The sequence below is a fragment of the Schlesneria sphaerica genome (genome assembly GCF_044336245.1).
GTDB classification, from domain to species: Bacteria; Planctomycetota; Planctomycetia; order Planctomycetales; family Planctomycetaceae; genus Schlesneria; species Schlesneria sphaerica.
Window position 1 is genome coordinate 6,555,154 of sequence record NZ_CP172346.1, and the last position, 19,409, is coordinate 6,574,562.

The window sequence follows — 19,409 nt, forward strand, 5'->3', positions numbered from 1 at the left end:
GGGGCACGCTGATCCCCGAGGCAGCGCAGGACGAGTCAGCTTGCCGCCGCTTCGGCCAACCATTCGACGAATTGAGGATGCCCGGTCAGCCGTTTTGACAGCGAAGGATCCGCAAAGATGCGGACTCGTTTGACGTAGTCATCGAACTGAGTACGGGCGAGCGCATTGACGACCGGCGAGACATGGCTGAGCGGGTAATACTTCCGCTCCTTGGGGTAGTAAATATCGACTTTAAATTCGACTTCCTTGTGGATCGGAGGTGCGTCGATCAGGACTGCGACGGGCCCGATGTTGCAGGACAGTTCGTGTGCCACACGTTCGGACAACCGTTCCGTCATGCGCTGCAGATCCGCGTAGGGACGTCCGGCAATCTGGCGGTAAAGTTCAGGTGTCTGATAGAGACTCAACTCCAGGACTCGCTTGTAGAGCCGGCGTTTGGAGCCAAACAGCCCTTCCAGCAAGGGAGCGACGTCCGTTCCGGCCCCGGCTTCACGAAGTTGCCGGATTACATCGAACTCACTCTGCTGGAACAGGACCGGTAGGTCGAGCGACTTGTGGAGTTCAAAGAAACTACGGGCAAACATACACGTGGACGAACGGACTGCATGGTGCCAGTAGACTTCGCTGAACATCACATAGCGAGCAAAGACCATCAATTCCGCAGCGGTCTTCCCCTTGGAACTGATGGCGAGACCATCCCCGGCCTCGTTGACCAGCAGCGATTGAATGAGCCTTGCTCGGTCGAAATTGCGTCCATATGGGACGCCCGAATGAAGGCTGTCTCGTTCGAGGTAGTCCATCTTGTCGATGTCGATCGGTCCCGACAGAATCGACCGGGTCAGGCTGAGTGACGGAGACTGAGTCTTCGCAACCAGGACGTCCAGCACCTCTTCGGCTGTAATTCCCCATTCCGATCGGAGGACGGCACCCAGTTCTCGATCCGGTGAGAGAAACTCGGCGGCGAACTGTTCGTGAGGGGGAAGATCGACGAGTCCCATATCTTCGATGGGATGGCAGAAAGGCCAGTGACCCAGGTCGTGCAGCAAAGCGGCGACGATCAGAACTTCTGCCTGATGCGGAGAAACCGCCGCCGCGAATCGTTCGTCTTTGCCCAGCTGCCACAAAAACTTGAGTGCATTGTGAAAGACACCCAGCGCATGTTCAAACCGGCTATGGGTTGCACCGGGATAGATGCGGGACGCCAGCCCGAGCTGAGAGATGTGGCGCAATCGCTGAAATTCGGCCGTGTCGACGATCGAACGGACTCGCGGGGTGAACGGGACATCCAGTTGATGCGGAATTCGGACGAGTGGGCCACCCGCTTGCAGATCGAACAGTTCAGGAATCGAGCGATACGGATGCGACATCGTGAGGACGTGCGCCTTTCAGGATTGCATGATGAGGGAGTCGGTCCGCCGTTGTTTTACCGAATCTCCAGTCGATTTGAGAGGTATGGGAACACGGAACCAAAGATCCGCCGCCGATCTCAGGTCGACCGGACGCGATAACCGATCTGCGTCAGCGTTTTCAGGGCACGTTCTGTCTGGTCTCCCTGAAGTTCGATCACATCGCCGTCGATGGTTCCCCCTGCACCGCAGGCATTTTTCAACTGCGTTAGCAGCTTTGGCAGATCATTCTCCTTTGCGGGAAGTCCTTTGATCAGCGTGACCAGTTTTCCCTTCTTGCGCTTCTCGGTGGAGAGCCGGGCGGTCTGCTTACCGGGATCAGTCCAGCCTGGGGCGATTTCGACAGGTGGACACTGGCATTCGGTCTCTGGGCGATCACAGCGTTCACAATGGAGCGGGCGATCGAAAATCGTTCCTGTGAGAAGTCCCATGGATTCAATCCAGCCAAAAGCGACGGGGGTGGACGACGATTGTTGCGAGTCTGCAGTCCGCGAATCGGATGCCTGAGGACTCGCTGGAAGCAGAAGTCGGCCTTCTGTCTGACGGACAAAAGGCCGACTTCTCCAAAGTCAGCAGTGGCTCCACCAGTGAATCCGCTCGGGACAAACGGGGAGCAGTGATACCACGGGAAGTTATGCTTGCGGCTCAGTCATGCTCCACGGGTCGAGCGCCTTTGTCAGTTGGTCGTCTGGCAGAATATTCTGTTCACGACACAACTGGCGGATGGTCTTACCGCTCTTGAATGCTTCCTTCGCAAGGGCAGCGGCCTTTTCGTAGCCAATGTAGGGGTTCAAACTGGTGACCATGGCAAGGCTCTTTTCGACGCTTGCTTCGCAGGCTTCTGTGTTGGCTTCCATGTCCACCGCACACAGGTCGACGAATGCGGTGGTTCCCTGAGCGAGCAGCGCCACCGATTCCAGGGTTGCATGCCCCATGATGGGCATCATGATGTTCAACTGGAACTGGCCGCCAGTCGCACCGCTGAAAGCCACCGTCTGGTCGTTGCCGATGACGCGGGCAGCAACCTGCATCAGGCTCTCGCACATGACTGGATTCACCTTCCCCGGCATAATCGAACTGCCGGGCTGGCGGTCGGGCAGCATCACTTCGTAAAAGCCGCAACGAGGTCCCGATCCCAGCCAACGAATGTTGTTGGAGACGTTAAACAGGGTCGTGGCGATGGTGCGCAACTGTCCATGGCATTCGACCAGACCATCACGCTGGGCGTTTCCTTCAAAGTGATTGACCGCTTCGATGAACTCGATGCCCGTCTCTTTCGCGAGCGCAGCGCAGGTGAGTCGAGAAAAATCGGGGTGGGTATTAATTCCCGTTCCGACTGCCGTTCCCCCGACGGGAAGTTCCAGCACAGCCTGCAGTGCCTGCTTTGCTCGTCCAACACTCAACTGCAACTGGCGGGCAAAGCCCCCGAATTCCTGACCAAGTCGGAGTGGCGTTGCGTCGGCGAGGTGGGTTCGGCCGATCTTGATGATCTTGTCCCACTGAGCGGCCTTGTCACTGAGGACAGTGGCAAATCGTTCCAGGGCGGGAATCAGTCGCTGATGAATGGCGATCCCCACGGCAACGTGGATTGCTGTCGGGAAGGTGTCGTTGGTGCTCTGTCCCATGTTGACGTGATCGTTGGGATGAATCGGCTTCTTCATTTCGAAGCGATTCCCCTTCATGATTTCGATGGCACGGTTCGAAATCACTTCGTTGATATTCATGTTGCTGGACGTTCCCGATCCCGTCTGAAAGACGTCGATGGGGAATTCCGCGTCGAACTTTCCGGCAACGACTTCCTTGGCGGCCGTCAGCATGGCGTCGACTTGTTCGGCGGTAAGCGGGTTCTTTCCCGTACCGGTGAGTTTGCCCAGATCGCGATTGGCGACTCCGGCAGCCCACTTGACCAGTCCCATGGCACGGATCATTTCGGACCTCAGCGTCCAGCCGGACACGGGGAAGTTTTCAACCGCGCGTTGTGTTTGTGCGCCGTAATAGGCCTTCGCTGGGACCTGGACATCACCCATCGAATCGTGTTCGGTACGAAATTCACTCATCAGAATTCGGCTCGGCTTTTGGAAACGTGACAAAATTAGGAGATCACAACCGCTGCGGGAGCGGGCGTACAACTTCCACTATAGCGTCCCCGACGTGTCATTTGGAGTTCACGCATTCCGAGCGAGGGGAGGTTCTCGAGACGACCCCGGATTGTTCCCGAATGCGGCGAAATCCACAGGATGGGAGTCGGGAACTCACGATGGCGATATCGGGCGGCGGAACAGATGCTGAGTTATTCCTGCTCAGCATCACTGGCTTTTGCGTTGGTCGCCGATCGCGGGGGCTGGTCGTCCGGGGTGACTCGGAGATACATAAGCGACTGACGAAGAATTTTAGCGGCGGCGGGTGCGGCGACTTTGCCTCCGAACGTCTCACCGCCCACCGAGGATTGATTGACCACGACCAGGATCAGCAGCCGGGGTGACTCGACGGGGGCCCCACAGACGAACGAGCTAATGTACTTCTCGTGCAGGTAGCCCCCCTCTGGTGACAGCGATTGGGCCGTGCCTGTCTTTCCGAACACGCGATAGCCGGGGATCTGTGCCTTTTTACCCGTGCCTCTGGTCACCACCTCCTGCATGGGCTGCTGAATCACCCAGCGTGCCGTTTCGCTCGAGACGGTGGTTGATTCGATGTGCGTAACTGCGGAGATCGAATCCTGATCCTCGACGAGGACAATGCGAGGGCGAATTAACGTGCCGCCATTGGCGAGAGCCGAATGGGCCGTAATCAATTGCAGCGGGGTTGTGGCGAGCTCATGTCCCATCGGAATCGATCCAGTGGAATAGGTCGTCCATTCGTTCAAAGGACGAAGAATCCCGGGCAACTCGCCAGGAAGTTCGATCCCCGTTTTGCGGCCAAAACCAAAGATTCTCGCCGCATCGTAGAGGCGTTCGTTGCCCATCTGCTCACCGATCTTGGCCATCCCGATATTGCTCGATTTGACCAGGACATCCGTCAGACTCAGTGGACCGTACCGATGATGGTCGTGTAGCACGCGCCGCCCCATCCGGTACTGACCGTTCTCGCAATGGAAGGTGTCTTGGGTCTGGATGATTCCTTCATGCAGGCCATAGCTGACGATCATCGGTTTGAATGTCGAACCCGGTTCGTAGATGTCAGCGATGACGCGGTTCTTCCACGATTCGGGGGATGCCTTTTCCGGGCGGTTCGGATCAAACGTGGGACGATTCGCCATGGCGAGGACATCCCCGTTGCGGGGATCCATCACCACGGCACTGCAGCTTTCGGGTTGCCATTCCTCCATGACGCGGTCGAGTTCGCGTTCGGCATAGAGCTGAATTACTGCGTCCAGAGTTAGTCTTACGACGCGGCCAGGCACGGCCGGTACGTCTTCGTTTTCGTCATTGAGGATCTCAATCACATGCCCGCGAGAATCTCGAGCCATCTGACGTCGGCCATGCTTTCCACACAGGATGGCGTCGAATCGCTCTTCAATTCCTCCACGTCCCACACCATCGATATCTCGCAACCCGAGCACCTGAGCGGCGAGGTCACCCTGGGGATACTCTCGCCGATACTCTTCGCGAAATCCCCATGTCGTCGCCGGCAACTTCAGCGCTCTCACGGCCTCGACTTCCGACTCAGTCAGGCGTCTTTTCACCCACAGAAACTGACGTTTGTCGTTCGACCGAATCTTGTCACGCAGATTTTCCGCATCGACTCCGATGACTTCAGCAAGCGCCGATGCGAACGCTTCGGGTTGAGTGATTCTCGCCGGGACGACGTACAGGCTGCGAGTCGTGAGCGTGGTTGCCAGCAGCCTTCCGTGTCGGTCAACGATATCAGCCGGTCGGACCCGAGTCTCTTCCCAGAATTCCCGCTGCTGTTCGGCCTTTTTGGCGAACTGGTCTTGTTGCCACCACTGAATCTGGATCAATCGAGCTGCCAGGACCAGCCAGCCGAGACCGAGCAGCGTCACGACCAGGCGTGCCCGGCCCAGTGATGGAGTGCCGTCTTGATTGCAGGAAGCGCTTTCCATATCAGCCCGCCGTTTCCGCGGCGCGGTCCCACTGCATCAATGGGGCGCGGCGCTGATCCGAACGTTGTGGCCGGGCAGGACGTTCCAGGGGGAGTTCCCCACGTTCGAGTGGTCCCAGCAGACGCTCGGGTGTCCCCAGTCGCTGGGCTTCCAATCGCAGGCGAACATGGGCATCCAGCAGGGCCTCCATGCGGAATTGCTGGTGACTGAGGGCCCGTTTCAGTTGCAGAATTTCCTTTTCGAGCGCCGTTCCAATCAGCGCAATCAGGACAATCAGGCAAAGAGCGAAACCAAAGCGGAAGAACATCGGACGATCCGTAGTGGGGAACTGGCCGAGTGGTCTCACCCCTATCGGTATTCGCGAGTGGCCCCCACCACCTGGACTCGGCTTGCGTCAGCGGGTAATCGCAAAACGGTGCCGATTTTGAGTTCATTACCGTCTTGGAGAACGTTGCGGTTCATTTCAAGAATCTGGACCCACCGCGAGGAACGTCCCAGATGCGATTTGGCAATGTCCGACAGCGTATCCTGATCGGCGATGCGATACATCGGCTGACCGTCGCTGGAAATGAAGAAGCCTGCAGGATTCGCTTCCTCGGTATTGCGGGGGCGGGAGGTGGTCGTGCCGGGAGCCGACTCGGGCGCCGCAGGCTTGGGGATGACGTCGGAATACAACTGCTCCAGCACCGAGGCATCAGGAGTTTCGATAGTCGTTCCCGGTCTCATTCTTTTCGGATCAGAGATCACCTGTTGATTGTGACGAGCGAGGGCCATGTAGAACCGGCCTTCCCCGTAGCGTTTACGGGAGATCACCCAGAAGTTGTCATTGGGCTCGATCACATAGGTCGACCCTCGTGCCGTCGATACCGTCCGACTTGGCTCGGGTGAGAAAGGCGTTTCATCAATCGCAACGGGGGCTGGACGACGTTCGCTTCCCGGGGGGGGCTGAAGCTCGGTGTCATACTCGCTCGTTTGATAGACTTGGCGATTTCGAGTTGGCGCAAGCGCCGGGGTGGTCTCGACCGGTTCCAGGTCCATCGCGCTTTCGGATGACGGGTCTTCATCGAATGATGGTTCGTCGACTTCTGACGTTTCCTCGTCCGCAGGGGGCATTACAAGCGGCCGAGGTTCTCGCTGGGGCTCGTCCTCCTCTGCGGAATCGTCCTCTGTCGGTTCGGTCTGCTCATCGAGATCGAATGGGTCCGGTGCTGGTATCTGAGCGGCTGCGGGAATCACTTTTGGAGTTTCAACCACCGTCGTGGCTTCAGCGAAATCTTCATCAAACGAGACGGTGTGGTTCTGCGGGGTTGACGCCTTGCGAACGGATGTCCGTTGCTGAGGTGAATCGAACTCCACTTCGTCCGATTCGTCCGACGGGAGTTTTGGAGGTGAATTCTTCCATTGAGTCGCCTTGAACTCGGACCCTCGTTCTTCCTTCATCCGGGGTGCCGTTTTCACTTCATCCCGAGCCAGAAGTTGCGAAACCGAGGGACGTTCCGTTCTCCGAAGTTCGCTCTGTTCCAGGTGACTCAGTTCTTCCTCGTCGGAAGCTTCCGGGACTTCCCGGGCCGATCGATCTTTCGGCGAATCCTGGACCGCCAGGCCCTCGAGGGGCCGGTGGATTCGCTGGTAGATCAGAAATCCGAACACGCCGACCAGCAGGGCGACCATCATCAGGCCGACTTTGGTTTCGCGTGTCATAGTGAGGTTCCTTCCTCGAAAGACTTGTTTGGACTGTTGGCTGAAAACGTTCTCGAACCGATGGTCTGGCGGATAGGTACTGCTTTATCTTCGATGGCCTGGGGCCGGCAAGTGACGGTACCAGGTTTCACGGATCCCTGATGAGTCACCTCATCACGCTTTTTTCATTGCGACTCGCAGCTTGGCTGAACGACATCGGGGATTAAAACGCTGTTCCTGCGGCGATGCGACAATCGGTTTGGATGTGAGATTGTCCCATCGCTGCTTCTGACGAAATTCATTTTTAACGATGCGGTCTTCGAGAGAATGAAACGTGATGACGGCGAGCAGGCCACTGACCTTTAAGGACTGGAAGCAACTCGATGCAATCCCTTGCTGGACATGATCGAGCTCGTGATTGACAGCGATGCGCAGGGCCTGAAAAACGCGTGTGGCCGGATTCTTGTCACTGGGGCCCTGGCGACGAATCGAAGGACATTCCGAAACCGCAGTAGTGAGATCCAAACCTGTACGAAGAGGGCGAGTGGACCGCAATTTCACAAGGTATTCCGCGAGCGGCCGGGCTAATGGCTCTTCACCGTATTCACGAAAGATCTCTTCCAGTTGCTCAGCGCTCCCTTGGGCCAGCAGGTCCGCAGCGCTTTGTCCGGTGGAAATGTCGAATCGCAAATCAAGAGGGCCGTCACTACTGAAGCCGAATCCGCGCGATCGATCAGAAAGCTGATCCGATGACAGCCCGAGGTCCAAGAGGATGCGATCAACGGCGTCGATTTTTAGTTCGGCAAGGATCGCAGGGAGTTTGACATAACTCGCGTGGTGCAGCGACACGTTTTCGCCAGCGACCCGCTTCGCGGCGTGTGCCAGCATCATCGGATCGCGATCCAGTCCAATGAGTCGACCCTGCGGGCCAATCGCTTTGAGAATCTCGCTACTGTGGCCACCTGCACCCGCAGTTCCATCCACAACCACCATTCCGGGAGCCAGTCTGAGGTGTGCGAGCACTTCACGAACCATGACGGGGACGTGAACGGCTTGCGATTCATGACTGGGCGAATGAGGCTCCATAGCAATTTCAACGTACAAAGGGCTGGGGTGAAGGCGTGTTGCGAGTGACTCGATCGGTTCCGTGCGAAAACACGCGGTTTGGGCTTATAAGAAAGGACTCGGAATCTGTGAAGACCAGTTTCCGCCGAGAGATCCCACCGCCCCTGTAAAACAGGGGCAGACTGATCGAACGAACAGATCCCGCGCCCGTTCACCATCCCGCCTCAAGAGATCGTTTGGTCCGGATCGTAACAGCACCGGCGCCAATTCTTCCCGGCCGCCACAGGTCGTCGGGAAAACAAGAAGGAGGGCTACCGATCAGTTTATCCAATGCTGCCTGAGGTCTGCTTCACGATTCAGGATTTGCCCGGCGTGCCGTTTCCCTTGTTTTGATGGGAAAATCTCACTTTGCCGCGTACTGATTTCCTTCGGCACGAGGTTTGCTTTGTACTGCCCATCAACTGAAGTTCTAAACCAATTCCCCATAAGATTGATGAGTACACAAATGGTCACACTTTCTCAAAGAGATGGAGTTTTGGTAGAGGTTTTCGAAGACCGCGCGAGTGCTCAGTCTGCCGTGAGAAACCTGCGCAACGCAGGTTTCGGTGACTCGCAATTGCAGGTGTCGCACGTCGATGGTGAGCTTTTAGAAGGCCCAGGACCAGAGAGTAAGCTGACCCCACGCACCCTTTTGGGGCTGGGGATCGGAGCCCTCTGTGGGGTGGGAATGCTGTCAGGCATTGTTCCTGCCATGGAAACAAACCTGATGAGTCCCGTGATGACGGCTGGGACGTTCGGCCTTTTGTTTTCCGGGGCTGCCGCCGCAGTGACTGCGGGCGGAACCAATGGTACCACTGGATATCCATCGACGAAGGGGTTGGACCACTCCACAGGCCCTGCGGAAGTGATCGTCCTGACTGTTCGGGCCGGTGCTCGTGAACAGGTGGCTTTGTCGGTCCTCAATCAATTCCGCGATCGTACCTGATCACCGAGTGACGTCTCGACGCGGATTCTCTACTTTCTTCTGTCCTGGAACGACCAACGCGTCGTTCCTTTTTTTGTAGATCATTCATACGTTTTCGATCTTCACCTGGGCAGTCATGTTGATGAAATCACCCGTGAGACCGGTAAACAAGCCTGATACGGGCATCACCCCGCGCGGATGATGGCTGACTCCGACGAGAATATGCTTTCTGGAAACAATTTCGCCGAGGGTCGGGTCGTAGCCCCGCCAGCCGATAATGGGAAGATAAACTTCGGTCCAGGCGTGCATCGCTGCTCTGCCGGCCTCTGATGCCGGGCAATCGAGATAACCACTGGCGAAGCGGGCGGCGAGCCCCAGTCCCCGCGCGGCGTCCATCATCAACGTTGCTGTATCGCGACACGAACCACTGCTGAGATTGATGGTTTCTGCAGGCGACTGGACTCCCTTGGCATAGCGCCGCTGGTATTTGATCTTCTGGCAGATCGTCGAACAGAGGTCCGATAACACTGATTCCGCGTCGTTCGACGAACGGATCGCAGGTAACCCGTTCAGCCACGTCTGCACCTGAGGGACATCATCGGGGTAAGAGACAGCTTGGTACACAGCGACGAGGTGGGATTCCAGCGTATCGTAGTTCAGAGGGAGCGGGACTCGTGGAGTCGCGTCGTTGCGAGGGACTTCGTCTGCAAAAGTACGATGAACGGTAACCGTACTCGTTATTTCCAGGGTACTCGCGCTTTCGACGAAACTCACGAGGGCGACAGAGTTGTTATAGATGTCGTGAGCCCACTGAATCTCGTGACGCGGCGAGATGGCAATCTGCATGTTCTCGACTCGCAGGTTGTGACCTTCTCTTGGGCGAAGCACAAGCCGATGCTGACCCAGCGTGACGGGCTGTCGATAGGAATAAACTGTTCGATGCTCAATCCGGTTGACTAACAGGAGATCAGCCACACAACTATCCTCGGGGTGAAGGATCGATTTGATGTCGAAAGCGTCAGGATACCGGGGCTATTTGGTTTCTGAGTGGGTGAAACCCGGCTTGATTTGCTCGTGGAATCCGGCGAGAGCCGCGAACAACAACGCCTGAGGGTGAACTCTGCATCAGACGTCACCGCCGATTGCTCCCACTCACGCGTCACTAATGAGATGGAACTGCAATCGCAATCTTTCAGACTGGACTGTTTGTTTGTCCCAACTCAGACCCGCCCTCGCAAAGTCCAATGACCAAAGAACCTGCCGCAGCCCAAAGGCCAGCGGCAGGCGACACAACACATCTGCTATTTGACACCTGTTATTTGCCGGCATCTTTGATCTTCTGTCCGGCCGCCTTCACGGCTTCACCGGTGTTCTTCGCCGCCTTCGATGCGGCGTCGGCGGCCTTATCCGTCAGGTCCTTTGCTGACTGGGCTGCCTTGTCGATGCCCGACTTCACGTTCTTCGCTGTATCAGCCATTTTCAAACTCCTCTGAATTGAGTGGGGAATAAGCAGCGGAACAGAAAGCACTTTGCGTGCCACTGACGATTGCCCGGCAGGAAGCTCAACCAGAGAGTGCTCTCTCGAGGGCTCGTGCTCATCCCAGATCGCCGGGAGAAGGCGTTGCCTGGTTCGATCCCCATCGAACGATCCGAACAATCCCCTGGGGGTAACTCATCTTCGCGCAATGCGTCTCCCGCGAGTACAAGTCCTGCCTGTGTCAGACTCTGAAAGTCCATGTGGAGAAACTCGTCGCCACGCAGGGCATTGGGGGATTCGCGTGCTCGCAAGTTCTCGACGGAGACGTGAGGCGCAAGTTCAAGAAGTGCGAAAATCCCAGGACCGAAATTTTTGACTTTCACATGAATGTGAAGGAACGATGACAAGGGCGAGAGGGAACCAGTAAGAACCGAAGTCGGGGGTCCTGCGCTCTCGTGTATCCGTGAGAAGTAGCCAGCATGATGAATCCCGTGGAACTGGTCGTCGGACTGATCCTGGCAGCAGCCGTCCTGTCGACATTGGCCCGCAAGATCAAGATCCCTTATCCCGTGCTCCTGGTGATGGGTGGGATTGTCCTCGGTTTCGTCCCCGGTTTGCCCATCGTCCATATTCCACCGGACATCGTATTTCTCGTCTTCATTACACCCCTCGTTTACATCGCTTCGACGCGGACGACACTCCGCGATTTCCGCTCGAACTTGCGGCCGATCCTTGTTCTGTCGATTGGTCTGGTTGCCGCCACACTGGTTGTGGTCGCAGCCGTAATGCACTGGAGTGTGCCGGGACTTGGCTGGGCAGGTGCCTTCGTACTGGCGTCGATTATTGGTCCTACTGATACGATGGCCGTCACAGCGATCGCGAGTGAGACGGCGATTCCGCGCCGTATTGGAACGATTCTGGAAGGGGAGAGTCTGATCAACGACATCGTGGCGCTGGTTGCCTATAAGATGGCAATCGATGCGGTGTCGAGTGGATCAATTCCGGTTTCGACAGCAGTGATCGCCCTGATCTGGAACAGCGCCGCCGGAATCGCTGTCGGGTTGGTGGTAGGAATTGCTGCGTGCCAGATTCGAAAGCGGTTAGAAGACCAGGTTGAGAGCGTCAGTGTGTCATTGCTGACTGGCTATGCCGCCTACCTGGGAGCCGAGATGCTGGACGCTTCGGGGATTCTCGCGACGGTCACTGCGGGCCTGTATGTCGGCAGGCAGCTTTCACGAATCCTTTTGCCCGAAGGACGAATTCAGGCGTACTTCTTCTGGGACACGGTGACGTTCCTGATTGAAGGTCTGGCCTTTGTACTGATCGGTCTGGAATTGCGGACGATCATGGAAGACCTTGGCAACGTTCCCTTCTCGCAACTGGTGGCATATGGTCTGTTAATCAGTGTGACTGTCATCCTGCTGAGACTTGTCTGGGTATTTGGATTCGCGTACCTGCCGCGCATTTGGACGGGCACACGCCAGGAAGCGGAACCTCCCTATGTCTGGCAGCATGTATTGCTGTTGGGGTGGGCCGGAATGCGGGGTGTTGATTCGCTCGCCGCGGCACTGGCGATCCCGTTGGTGATGTCGGGCGGCCAGACCCCTTTTCCGGACAGAAATCTGATTATGTTTCTGTCATTTTGCGTGATCGTGGCCACGCTGGTGGTGCAGGGCCTGAGTCTGCCATTCCTGATTCGGCGACTGGAACTCAAGAACGATAATCAGGACGAAGTGGAAGAAGGACTGGCACGGATCGCTGCCGCCGAAGCGGCGCTGAATCGGTTGGAACAGCACGTCGTCGCCCGCGATGTGGATCCTGAAGTCCTGGACGAACTCCGTTCGGCCTACGGGAAGAAGCTTCAGCAGGCCAACGCGCAGCTGAATCCCGCTGATTGCCAGGAGAACTCGATGTGTGCAGACGCTGTCCGGCAACTGCGTGAAGAGCTGCTCATGTCGGAACGGCAAACCGTGATTGAACTACGCGATCAGGGGAAAATCAGTGATGACGTCCTGCGCCGCATCGAGCGCAGTCTCGACTACGAGTTTCTCCGCCAGCAGGGCTAAGGGGATTTCGGCCAGATGCGGAATGCTTCCTGACACGGTTCCAACGAAATTGAGTACGGGACGCAAAGAGTCATACCGCTGTGGTGGGTGAGGTACCCATAAGACGAAGAGAGCTGCTTGAACCATGATGTTCAAGCAGCTCGATGCTCGTGTTTCGCCGACATGGGATCATCTCGCCTGAGCCTGATAACGAAACAGGTCAAGACGCTCGATCCCTGTTCGATTCAGGAAACCTTCGCTGCGCAGTCACGGACGTGCTTCAGACAGGCTTCGATATCCGAAAGTGGATTCTTGGCATTTTCTTCGTACTCGATGGCCACGCAGTACTGGTACTTCAGTGCTTTCAGCGCCTTCAGCAGTTCGGTCACCTTCAGATCGCCTTCGCCTGCGATCTTGAACTGCTTCTGTCCCCCTGGAAGCGACTTGACGTCTTTCAGGTGAACGCCGAAGACGCGCTTTCCGAGTCGCTGAACGGCTTCGACGGGGTCTTCGTCGCTACGCAGAAAGTGTCCCGTATCGACGCAGGCGCCGATCTTCGGGTGCCGATCTTTCACCACTTTCTCGACATCGCTGATCTTGTCATACCGATGGCCGGGACCATGGTTGTGGATTGCAATGGCAACGTCGTATTCGGCCACCAGTTTGTCGAGCAGATCGAACGTCACTTTGTCTGGATTGGGGTCAGCGCTCAGTGACTGAATTCCCATTGCTTTGGCGAAGTCGAATCGCTCTCGGGCTGCTGTCTCATTCCCATCGAACGGCAGCACACCGTACGAGAGAAGTGTTACGCCACCTTTGGTGAGCAGTTCTTTCTGTGACTCGATGTGCTTGGGAACGCTGCCCATGGGAAGGTGACCGGGGAACGCTTCCCAGTACTTCAGACCCAGCATCTTTGTCTGTTCGAGTGCTTCTTCAACTTTGAATTCCCGCAGAGAGTAGCTCTGCAACCCCATCTTCAGGCCGAGGTAAGGATCTTTTGCCCCTTCAGCGAACGAAATCCCTGAAAAGACAGAGGAGGCTGCCGCAAGCGTGGAAGCCTGCAAAAAGGTGCGGCGATTGAGCTGGTGTGACATCGGCTGTTCCTTCATGAGTCGAGTTGTCTAACGTCAAAGTTCCCGGTGAATGGACCCTCGTCAAACGGCTGACATCGGCCATCGTCCGCAGACGATCTGGCCAGGCCGGAGCGGGAGGATGAATTCACCCTTGAGGGAACTCGCTTGCATGGGCGACATCAAAATACCGATCCGAAGCGGGAACTGCGAATCCCACGAAGCGGATTTAGGTCCCCTTCTCCCGAAAGACTTCCTCGGCAATGCTGTAAGAATCGCTGGTTCGTCCCGTGTAGTAAACGAGCAACTCGGCCAGCAGACCCAGCGAAATCGCTTGTGCGCCCAGTATCGTCAGTGCGACCGAGTAAGCGAGCAACGGGCGATTCCCAATCGGAGTCGGTTCCCAGATGTGCAGTGCGTGCATGAGCAGCCACGTCACCGCCAGATATCCCAGCCCGGCAAAACCGAGACCAAAGGCACACAGCCCGATCGCCCCCAGCATATGTTGAGGTCGCTGACCGTACCCTGTCAGAAATGCCACGGTCATCAGGTCTAGGAAGCCGCGCGTGAATCGGCGGAAACCATACTTGGAGTGCCCATGCTTACGCGATCGGTGATGGATCCCGATCTCGGTCACGCGGAATCCCCGTGCATGTGCCAGCACCGGGATAAAACGGTGCAGTTCCCCGTAGATCCGAATCTCTCGACCGACTTCGGCACGAAACATTTTCATTCCGCAGTTGTGGTCATGCAGGATCAGTCCGGTTAGCCGGGAAACGAGCGAGTTGAAGACGCGACTGGGATAGACTTTGTGCCATGGATCCAGTCGTCTGACTTTCCAACCATTCACGACATCAAAGCCGTCATTCAACCTTGCGAGAAACCTCGGTAGTTCTTCGGGGTCGTCCTGCAAATCTGCGTCGAGCATGCAGAGGATGTTCCCTTTGGCTGCCGAGATTCCCGCCGTGAGCGCAGCCGCCTTCCCGAAGTTGCGGCGAAAGCGGATGCCGCGCACGCGATCGTCGAAAGTGACGAGTTGTTGAATCTCTTTCCATGAGCCATCGGTCGATCCGTCGTCGATATAGATGATCTCGATGGCCAGCTCGTTCTCAGCAGCGACGCGATTGATCTGCGAGTAGAGTTCGACCAGACTTTCGGCCTCGTTGAAAGCCGGAATGATGATCGACAATTGCATGAGTATCTCGTTGGGTCGGAACGCGCAGATCGAATGCCAGCGGGGGGATCAGGATGCGTTGAAGACGGTTTGAGGGTGTGGATGAAAGGAAACTTCTGTCCAAGCTCGATTCCGTTCCGGCAGCGTGCCGTATCCCCACGAAGGGCTTTACGAGCAGCAACTACTTTTTCGGCTTACTCGAAGCGTTGGGTTTTGCGGTGGGTTCGGTCACCTTGCCATTGTCGGAATCGCCTTTGGCAGAATTCTCGGCCTTCCGTTTCGCAATTGCCGCTTCGCGGGATTTCTTCTCACGTTCTGTACGATCGCGATTGGCCTTAATGCGCATCTCTCGCTTCTGCTTCTCTTGTGCTGCTTCCGCTTCGGCCGCTTTCTGCATCTCCTGGGCAACCGCTTTTTGCTCTTCCGCCTGCATCTGGGTCTGCAGTTTCATTTGCTGCTGGTAGTTTTTTCGAGCTTGTGAGATCGCGGCATTGCGGGCCACTCGAGAATGGGGGATGCCTGCGTCTGCACTCATCGGTACGGCCAGTACGATGGAAGCCAGGATGCACGAGGCCAGTCGGAGAAGTCGTTCGGAAGTCATCGTATGCGTTCCCGATTGCGGGTCAGGAAATTTCGACCGGTTCAACCACAAGGCTGCGGAGAAGTTTTCTTTGCCAGTCCATGATACTCAGCGCGTTTCTGAACAACAATCTCGAAGTCCAGATCGAAACTCATCCAAGCTGGACTGACGTCGATTACGTCGGTGGCTTTAAACCATCAACAAAAATTTTGTCCTCGCTTGCAGTTCTTTCCCATCCGTAACATCCTGACCCCTTCGAGGTGAAAACAAGGATGATCCCCATGAAAGACATGAGAGAGGAGCCTTCGCCGATGGCGAGTCGACTGGTCTGCCTGCTTGCGACGTTTACGATTTCTCTATGCGGTTTTGCTCCTGCCGGAGCCGCGTCAGAGCCTATCAAGCTGATCTTTGATACCGACATGGGCAACGACGTCGACGACGTTCAGGCGCTGGCGGTCATCCATGGGCTGCAGTCGCGCGGCGCGTGTGAACTGCTGGCGGTGACCATCACAAAGGACAGCGAACTGGCAGCCCCCTTCGTTGATCTGATCAACACATTCTACGGTCGTGGCGATATTCCGATTGGAGTCGTTCGACCGGGGAAAACTCCTGATCCGTATAAATATCTCCCCATGGCCGCGGAAAAGAAGGACGGAAAATTCCGTTACCCCCACGACCTCGAAGGCAACAGCAAAGCGCCTGAAGCGGTCGCGCTGCTTCGCAAGTCGCTGGCAGGACAGCCGGATCAGTCTGTGACGATCGCTCAGGTTGGTTTTTCAACCAATCTGGCCCGACTGCTCGATAGCAAATCGGATAGCGCATCTTCCCTGAGTGGGGTCGAACTGGTCAAGAAAAAGGTGAAGCTGCTGTCTGTGATGGCGGGCGCATTCACCCCGATCGATGGCAACGCACACTACTGTGAATACAATGTTGTGAATGACATCGAGAACTGCCGTAAGCTCGCCGAGGAATGGCCCACGCCGGTTGTCTGGAGCGGGTTCGAGATCGGGATCGCTGTCCCCTACCCCTCGGAAAGTATTCTCAAGGATTACGGGTACGTCGCGGATCATCCTGTCGCCGAAGCTTACCATCGCTACGATCCACCTCCGGCAAACCGTCCCACCTGGGATTTGACGAGCGTTCTTTACGCTGTGCAACCTGATCGACACTTCTTCGATCTGTCGCCCAAAGGAAACATTGTTGTCGAGGCTGACGGCTTCACCAGGTTCACTCCGGCTGAGAATGGACGGCATCAATACCTGAAGCTGACTGACCAGCAGAAGCCCCGTACGTTGGAAGCACTCGTGCAACTGTCGAGTCAACCTCCGCTGAAGTAAGTCGGCGGGCGATATCGTTGCGTCAGGCAGGTCAATGTGAAACTGTGAACGAGCGCTCGAGCAATGCTTTCACCCCAAGGAGAATTCTCATGAATTCAGAATCCGTTTCGCGTCGTGAGTTTCTTTCGACCTCGGCAGCGGCCGCGACGGTGATCATGGGAGCACCGATGGTTCTGACAGCGGCGAAAACCGACAAGCCGTTGATCGTGGGAGAAGGCGAACATCAATTTGAAGTTCAGCACGAGTGGCCCCAGCTTCCTGACAAGTTCACATGGCAGACTACCCATAACGTCGCCACCGACAAGTCAGGAAACCTGTACGTCATCCACGAAGGTCGGACTGACCTTAAAGATCACCCCGCGATCTTCGTTTTCGACTCTGAAGGAAAGTATATTCGTTCGTTCGGAGCACAGTTTCAGGGTGGCGGCCACGGGATCGAGATTCGTCAGGAAGGAAACGAAGAATTCCTGTACGTCTGTGCTTATCAGAGCCTGAAGACGTTTGCCAAGATGGACCTCAAAGGAGGGATCGTCTGGCAGCAGTACGCACCAATGGAATCAGGCGTCTATGCAGAGGGAGAAAATACTCGACCTGAAGATCGTCCTGATCCTGCGAAGGTCTGGGGAGCAGATCGATTTCTTCCTACCAACTTTGCATTTCTGGATGATGGTGGGTTCCTGCTGATCGACGGGTACGGAGCATCGTACGTTCACCGTTACGACAAGAACGGCAAATGGGTCAGCTGCTTCGGAGGTGTTGGCAACGGCGAAGGAAAATTTGCCACACCGCACGGCATCTGGGTTGATAAGCGTTCCGGTCGCGAACCATCCATCGTCGTCTGCGACCGGGCTCATCACACGTTGCAGTACTTCACCATGGACGGGAAGTACCTCGAAACCCTCACGGGTTTCGGCCTGCCCGCGAATGTTGAGACCTGGAAGAATCTCATGGTCGTTCCAGAACTGCACGCGCGAGTCACGCTGCTCAATGAAAAGAATGAAGTTGTCGCTCGTTTGGGCGACGATGTGGCGCGGGTCACGTCAGACAATTTCACGATCCGGGGTGACAAATCCAAGTGGCAGAATGGAAAGTTCGTCCATCCACATGACGCCTGCTTCGCTCAGGATGGTAGCCTGTTCGTGGCGGAATGGGTCGGCACGGGTCGTGTCTCAAAACTGAAGAAGCTCACCTGAGGCGGCTAAGGGACCGACTGTTCGCTGTTCCGAGAACCCGACGGGTCGTCTGTCACAGTCATTCGGAGTCGGGTGCAAGGGTCAGCGTGGAACGTCGTCCCGTCCGCACATGGGATCATCAAAAAGTGGGGAAACCCGTCCGAATTGAGAACGAATGGTCCCTGCGGACGGGGCCTCAAAGACAGCTACACCCCAAGACAACTGCACAAGGGACCAAAAGGTTAACATGGATTCTAAGTACGCGATCGCTGATACATCACAAATTTTCTCTCCAGCACTACTCGTCTACCGTGACATTGTTGTTCGTAATCTGGAGAAGATGATTAAGATCGCCGGAAGTGCGGAGCGGCTTCGACCTCACTGCAAAACGCACAAGATGGCTGCCGTCACAAAAATCGAACTCTCGATGGGCATCAAGAAGCATAAGTGTGCCACGTTTGCGGAAGCACAAATGCTGGCGGATTGCGGCGTGAAGGATATTTTTCTGGCCTACAACCTGGTTGGCCCCAACATTCAACGGGCGGTCAAATTCCTGCAGACCTATCCTGATGTCCGTTTCAGCGTCACGGCTGACGATGAACTGATGATTGCGGAACTCAGTTCAGCAATCTCCGCCATCAAGGGAACGATTGGGGTGTTTCTCGACGTGAACTCGGGTATGCACCGTACGGGAGTACTACCCGGTCCGCGAGCCGCCGAGCTGTATCAGCAAATCATCGACGCCCTGGGCCTCGAGCCGCGTGGTTTCCATCTTTACGATGGTCATAATAACCAGACGAGTCTCGAGGAACGCACGGCTGCCGTGCATGCGTGCTGGCAAAGTGCGGCTAAACTGCGGGACGAATTTGTGGGTCGGGGTTGGCCGGTTCCGGCGATCGTCTGCGGCGGTACAGGCTCGTTCCCTGTGTACGCCAAGCTGGATGATCCGGCAATTGAACTGGCACCGGGGACGTGCGTCTTCCACGATTCCGGGTACGGGACGGCCTTTCCTGACATGGACTTTGAACCGGCGGTCCTCATGCTGACTCGCGTGATCAGTCGGCCGGGCATTAACCGTTTGACGTGCGATCTGGGGAACAAAGCCGTCGCTTCGGACCCTCCCAAAGGACAGCGAGCCTACTTCCCGGACCTGCCCGACGCGGTGCAGGCAATTCATAATGAAGAGCACATGGTTCTGGAGTCACCGCTGGCTGATCAGTATCAGCCTGGTGCCGAACTGTATGCGGTTCCCAAACACGTCTGCCCCACGTCCGCCTTGCATAAACAGGCTTACGTCATCGAAGGAGGCAAAGTGGTTGATCAATGGGACGTCACCTCACGTGACCGCTTCTTGACGATTTGAATCAGGGCCGACGGGT

The 19,409-nt window shown here is 56.4% G+C and carries 17 protein-coding genes; 5 read left to right on the top strand and 12 right to left on the bottom strand.

Annotated features, from left to right (window positions below; all coding sequences use genetic code 11):
* Positions 1 to 35 precede the first annotated feature (35 nt).
* The 7 genes from ACGY09_RS23545 to rsmH all read right to left on the bottom strand — a co-directional run bounded on the left by ACGY09_RS23545 (position 36) and on the right by rsmH (position 8,232).
* Positions 36 to 1,367, bottom strand: a complete 1,332-nt coding sequence (locus ACGY09_RS23545) for an HD domain-containing protein (protein WP_397569667.1) — start codon at positions 1,365 to 1,367, stop codon at positions 36 to 38.
* 119 nt (positions 1,368 to 1,486) lie between these two features.
* Entirely contained in the window at positions 1,487 to 1,837 is a 351-nt protein-coding gene (locus ACGY09_RS23550) for a translation initiation factor (RefSeq protein WP_397569668.1), read from the bottom strand.
* Positions 1,838 to 2,038: 201 nt separating this feature from the next.
* Positions 2,039 to 3,463 (bottom strand): class II fumarate hydratase, encoded by a 1,425-nt coding sequence (locus ACGY09_RS23555; protein WP_397569669.1) that lies wholly within the window; start codon positions 3,461 to 3,463, stop codon positions 2,039 to 2,041.
* 233 nt (positions 3,464 to 3,696) lie between these two features.
* Complete coding sequence (locus tag ACGY09_RS23560) at positions 3,697 to 5,466, bottom strand: peptidoglycan D,D-transpeptidase FtsI family protein (RefSeq protein WP_397569670.1); 1,770 nt, start codon at positions 5,464 to 5,466, stop codon at positions 3,697 to 3,699.
* Position 5,467: 1 nt separating this feature from the next.
* Positions 5,468 to 5,773, bottom strand: coding sequence for a hypothetical protein (locus ACGY09_RS23565; RefSeq protein ID WP_373652523.1), 306 nt, complete (start codon positions 5,771 to 5,773; stop codon positions 5,468 to 5,470).
* A gap of 41 nt (positions 5,774 to 5,814) precedes the next feature.
* The gene (locus ACGY09_RS23570; RefSeq protein ID WP_397569671.1) at positions 5,815 to 7,167 is read right to left on the bottom strand and encodes a LysM peptidoglycan-binding domain-containing protein; all 1,353 of its coding nucleotides are present in this window, start codon (positions 7,165 to 7,167) and stop codon (positions 5,815 to 5,817) included.
* A 153-nt stretch (positions 7,168 to 7,320) separates the two neighbouring features.
* A complete protein-coding gene (gene rsmH, locus ACGY09_RS23575) occupies positions 7,321 to 8,232 on the bottom strand; it encodes a 16S rRNA (cytosine(1402)-N(4))-methyltransferase RsmH (RefSeq protein ID WP_397569672.1) in 912 nt (303 codons plus the stop codon).
* A gap of 484 nt (positions 8,233 to 8,716) precedes the next feature.
* Here rsmH and ACGY09_RS23580 point away from each other — a divergent pair, with 484 nt between their 5' ends.
* A complete protein-coding gene (locus ACGY09_RS23580; RefSeq protein WP_397569673.1) occupies positions 8,717 to 9,196 on the top strand; it encodes a hypothetical protein in 480 nt (159 codons plus the stop codon).
* An 84-nt stretch (positions 9,197 to 9,280) separates the two neighbouring features.
* Here the strand turns inward: ACGY09_RS23580 and ACGY09_RS23585 are convergent, their stop codons facing one another.
* Together ACGY09_RS23585 and ACGY09_RS23590 are read right to left on the bottom strand one after the other, a co-directional pair.
* Positions 9,281 to 10,150 carry a transglutaminase N-terminal domain-containing protein gene (locus ACGY09_RS23585; protein WP_397569674.1) on the bottom strand — a complete coding sequence of 290 codons (870 nt, stop codon included), beginning with the start codon at positions 10,148 to 10,150 and terminating at the stop codon, positions 9,281 to 9,283.
* 340 nt (positions 10,151 to 10,490) lie between these two features.
* Positions 10,491 to 10,652 (bottom strand): hypothetical protein, encoded by a 162-nt coding sequence (locus tag ACGY09_RS23590; protein WP_373652518.1) that lies wholly within the window; start codon positions 10,650 to 10,652, stop codon positions 10,491 to 10,493.
* Between the two features lie 479 nt (positions 10,653 to 11,131).
* Here ACGY09_RS23590 and ACGY09_RS23595 point away from each other — a divergent pair, with 479 nt between their 5' ends.
* The gene (locus tag ACGY09_RS23595; protein ID WP_397569675.1) at positions 11,132 to 12,718 is read left to right on the top strand and encodes a Na+/H+ antiporter; all 1,587 of its coding nucleotides are present in this window, start codon (positions 11,132 to 11,134) and stop codon (positions 12,716 to 12,718) included.
* A gap of 224 nt (positions 12,719 to 12,942) precedes the next feature.
* On the opposite strand, the gene ACGY09_RS23600 is transcribed toward ACGY09_RS23595, so the two are convergent.
* The 3 genes from ACGY09_RS23600 to ACGY09_RS23610 all read right to left on the bottom strand — a co-directional run bounded on the left by ACGY09_RS23600 (position 12,943) and on the right by ACGY09_RS23610 (position 15,542).
* On the bottom strand, positions 12,943 to 13,791 hold the full coding sequence (locus ACGY09_RS23600) for a sugar phosphate isomerase/epimerase family protein (RefSeq protein WP_397569676.1): 849 nt from the start codon (positions 13,789 to 13,791) through the stop codon (positions 12,943 to 12,945).
* 205 nt (positions 13,792 to 13,996) lie between these two features.
* On the bottom strand, positions 13,997 to 14,962 hold the full coding sequence (locus ACGY09_RS23605) for a glycosyltransferase (protein WP_397569677.1): 966 nt from the start codon (positions 14,960 to 14,962) through the stop codon (positions 13,997 to 13,999).
* Between the two features lie 160 nt (positions 14,963 to 15,122).
* Positions 15,123 to 15,542 (bottom strand): hypothetical protein, encoded by a 420-nt coding sequence (locus tag ACGY09_RS23610; RefSeq protein ID WP_397569678.1) that lies wholly within the window; start codon positions 15,540 to 15,542, stop codon positions 15,123 to 15,125.
* A gap of 290 nt (positions 15,543 to 15,832) precedes the next feature.
* Between ACGY09_RS23610 and ACGY09_RS23615 the strand changes: the two genes are divergently transcribed.
* From ACGY09_RS23615 to ACGY09_RS23625, 3 genes are all read left to right on the top strand, one after another.
* A complete protein-coding gene (locus ACGY09_RS23615; protein WP_397569679.1) occupies positions 15,833 to 16,858 on the top strand; it encodes a nucleoside hydrolase in 1,026 nt (341 codons plus the stop codon).
* Between the two features lie 89 nt (positions 16,859 to 16,947).
* Positions 16,948 to 18,051 carry a hypothetical protein gene (locus tag ACGY09_RS23620; protein WP_373652512.1) on the top strand — a complete coding sequence of 368 codons (1,104 nt, stop codon included), beginning with the start codon at positions 16,948 to 16,950 and terminating at the stop codon, positions 18,049 to 18,051.
* 226 nt (positions 18,052 to 18,277) lie between these two features.
* Positions 18,278 to 19,393: a D-TA family PLP-dependent enzyme gene (locus ACGY09_RS23625; protein WP_397569680.1), complete on the top strand. Its 1,116-nt coding sequence runs from the start codon at positions 18,278 to 18,280 to the stop codon at positions 19,391 to 19,393.
* Positions 19,394 to 19,409: the final 16 nt, after the last annotated feature.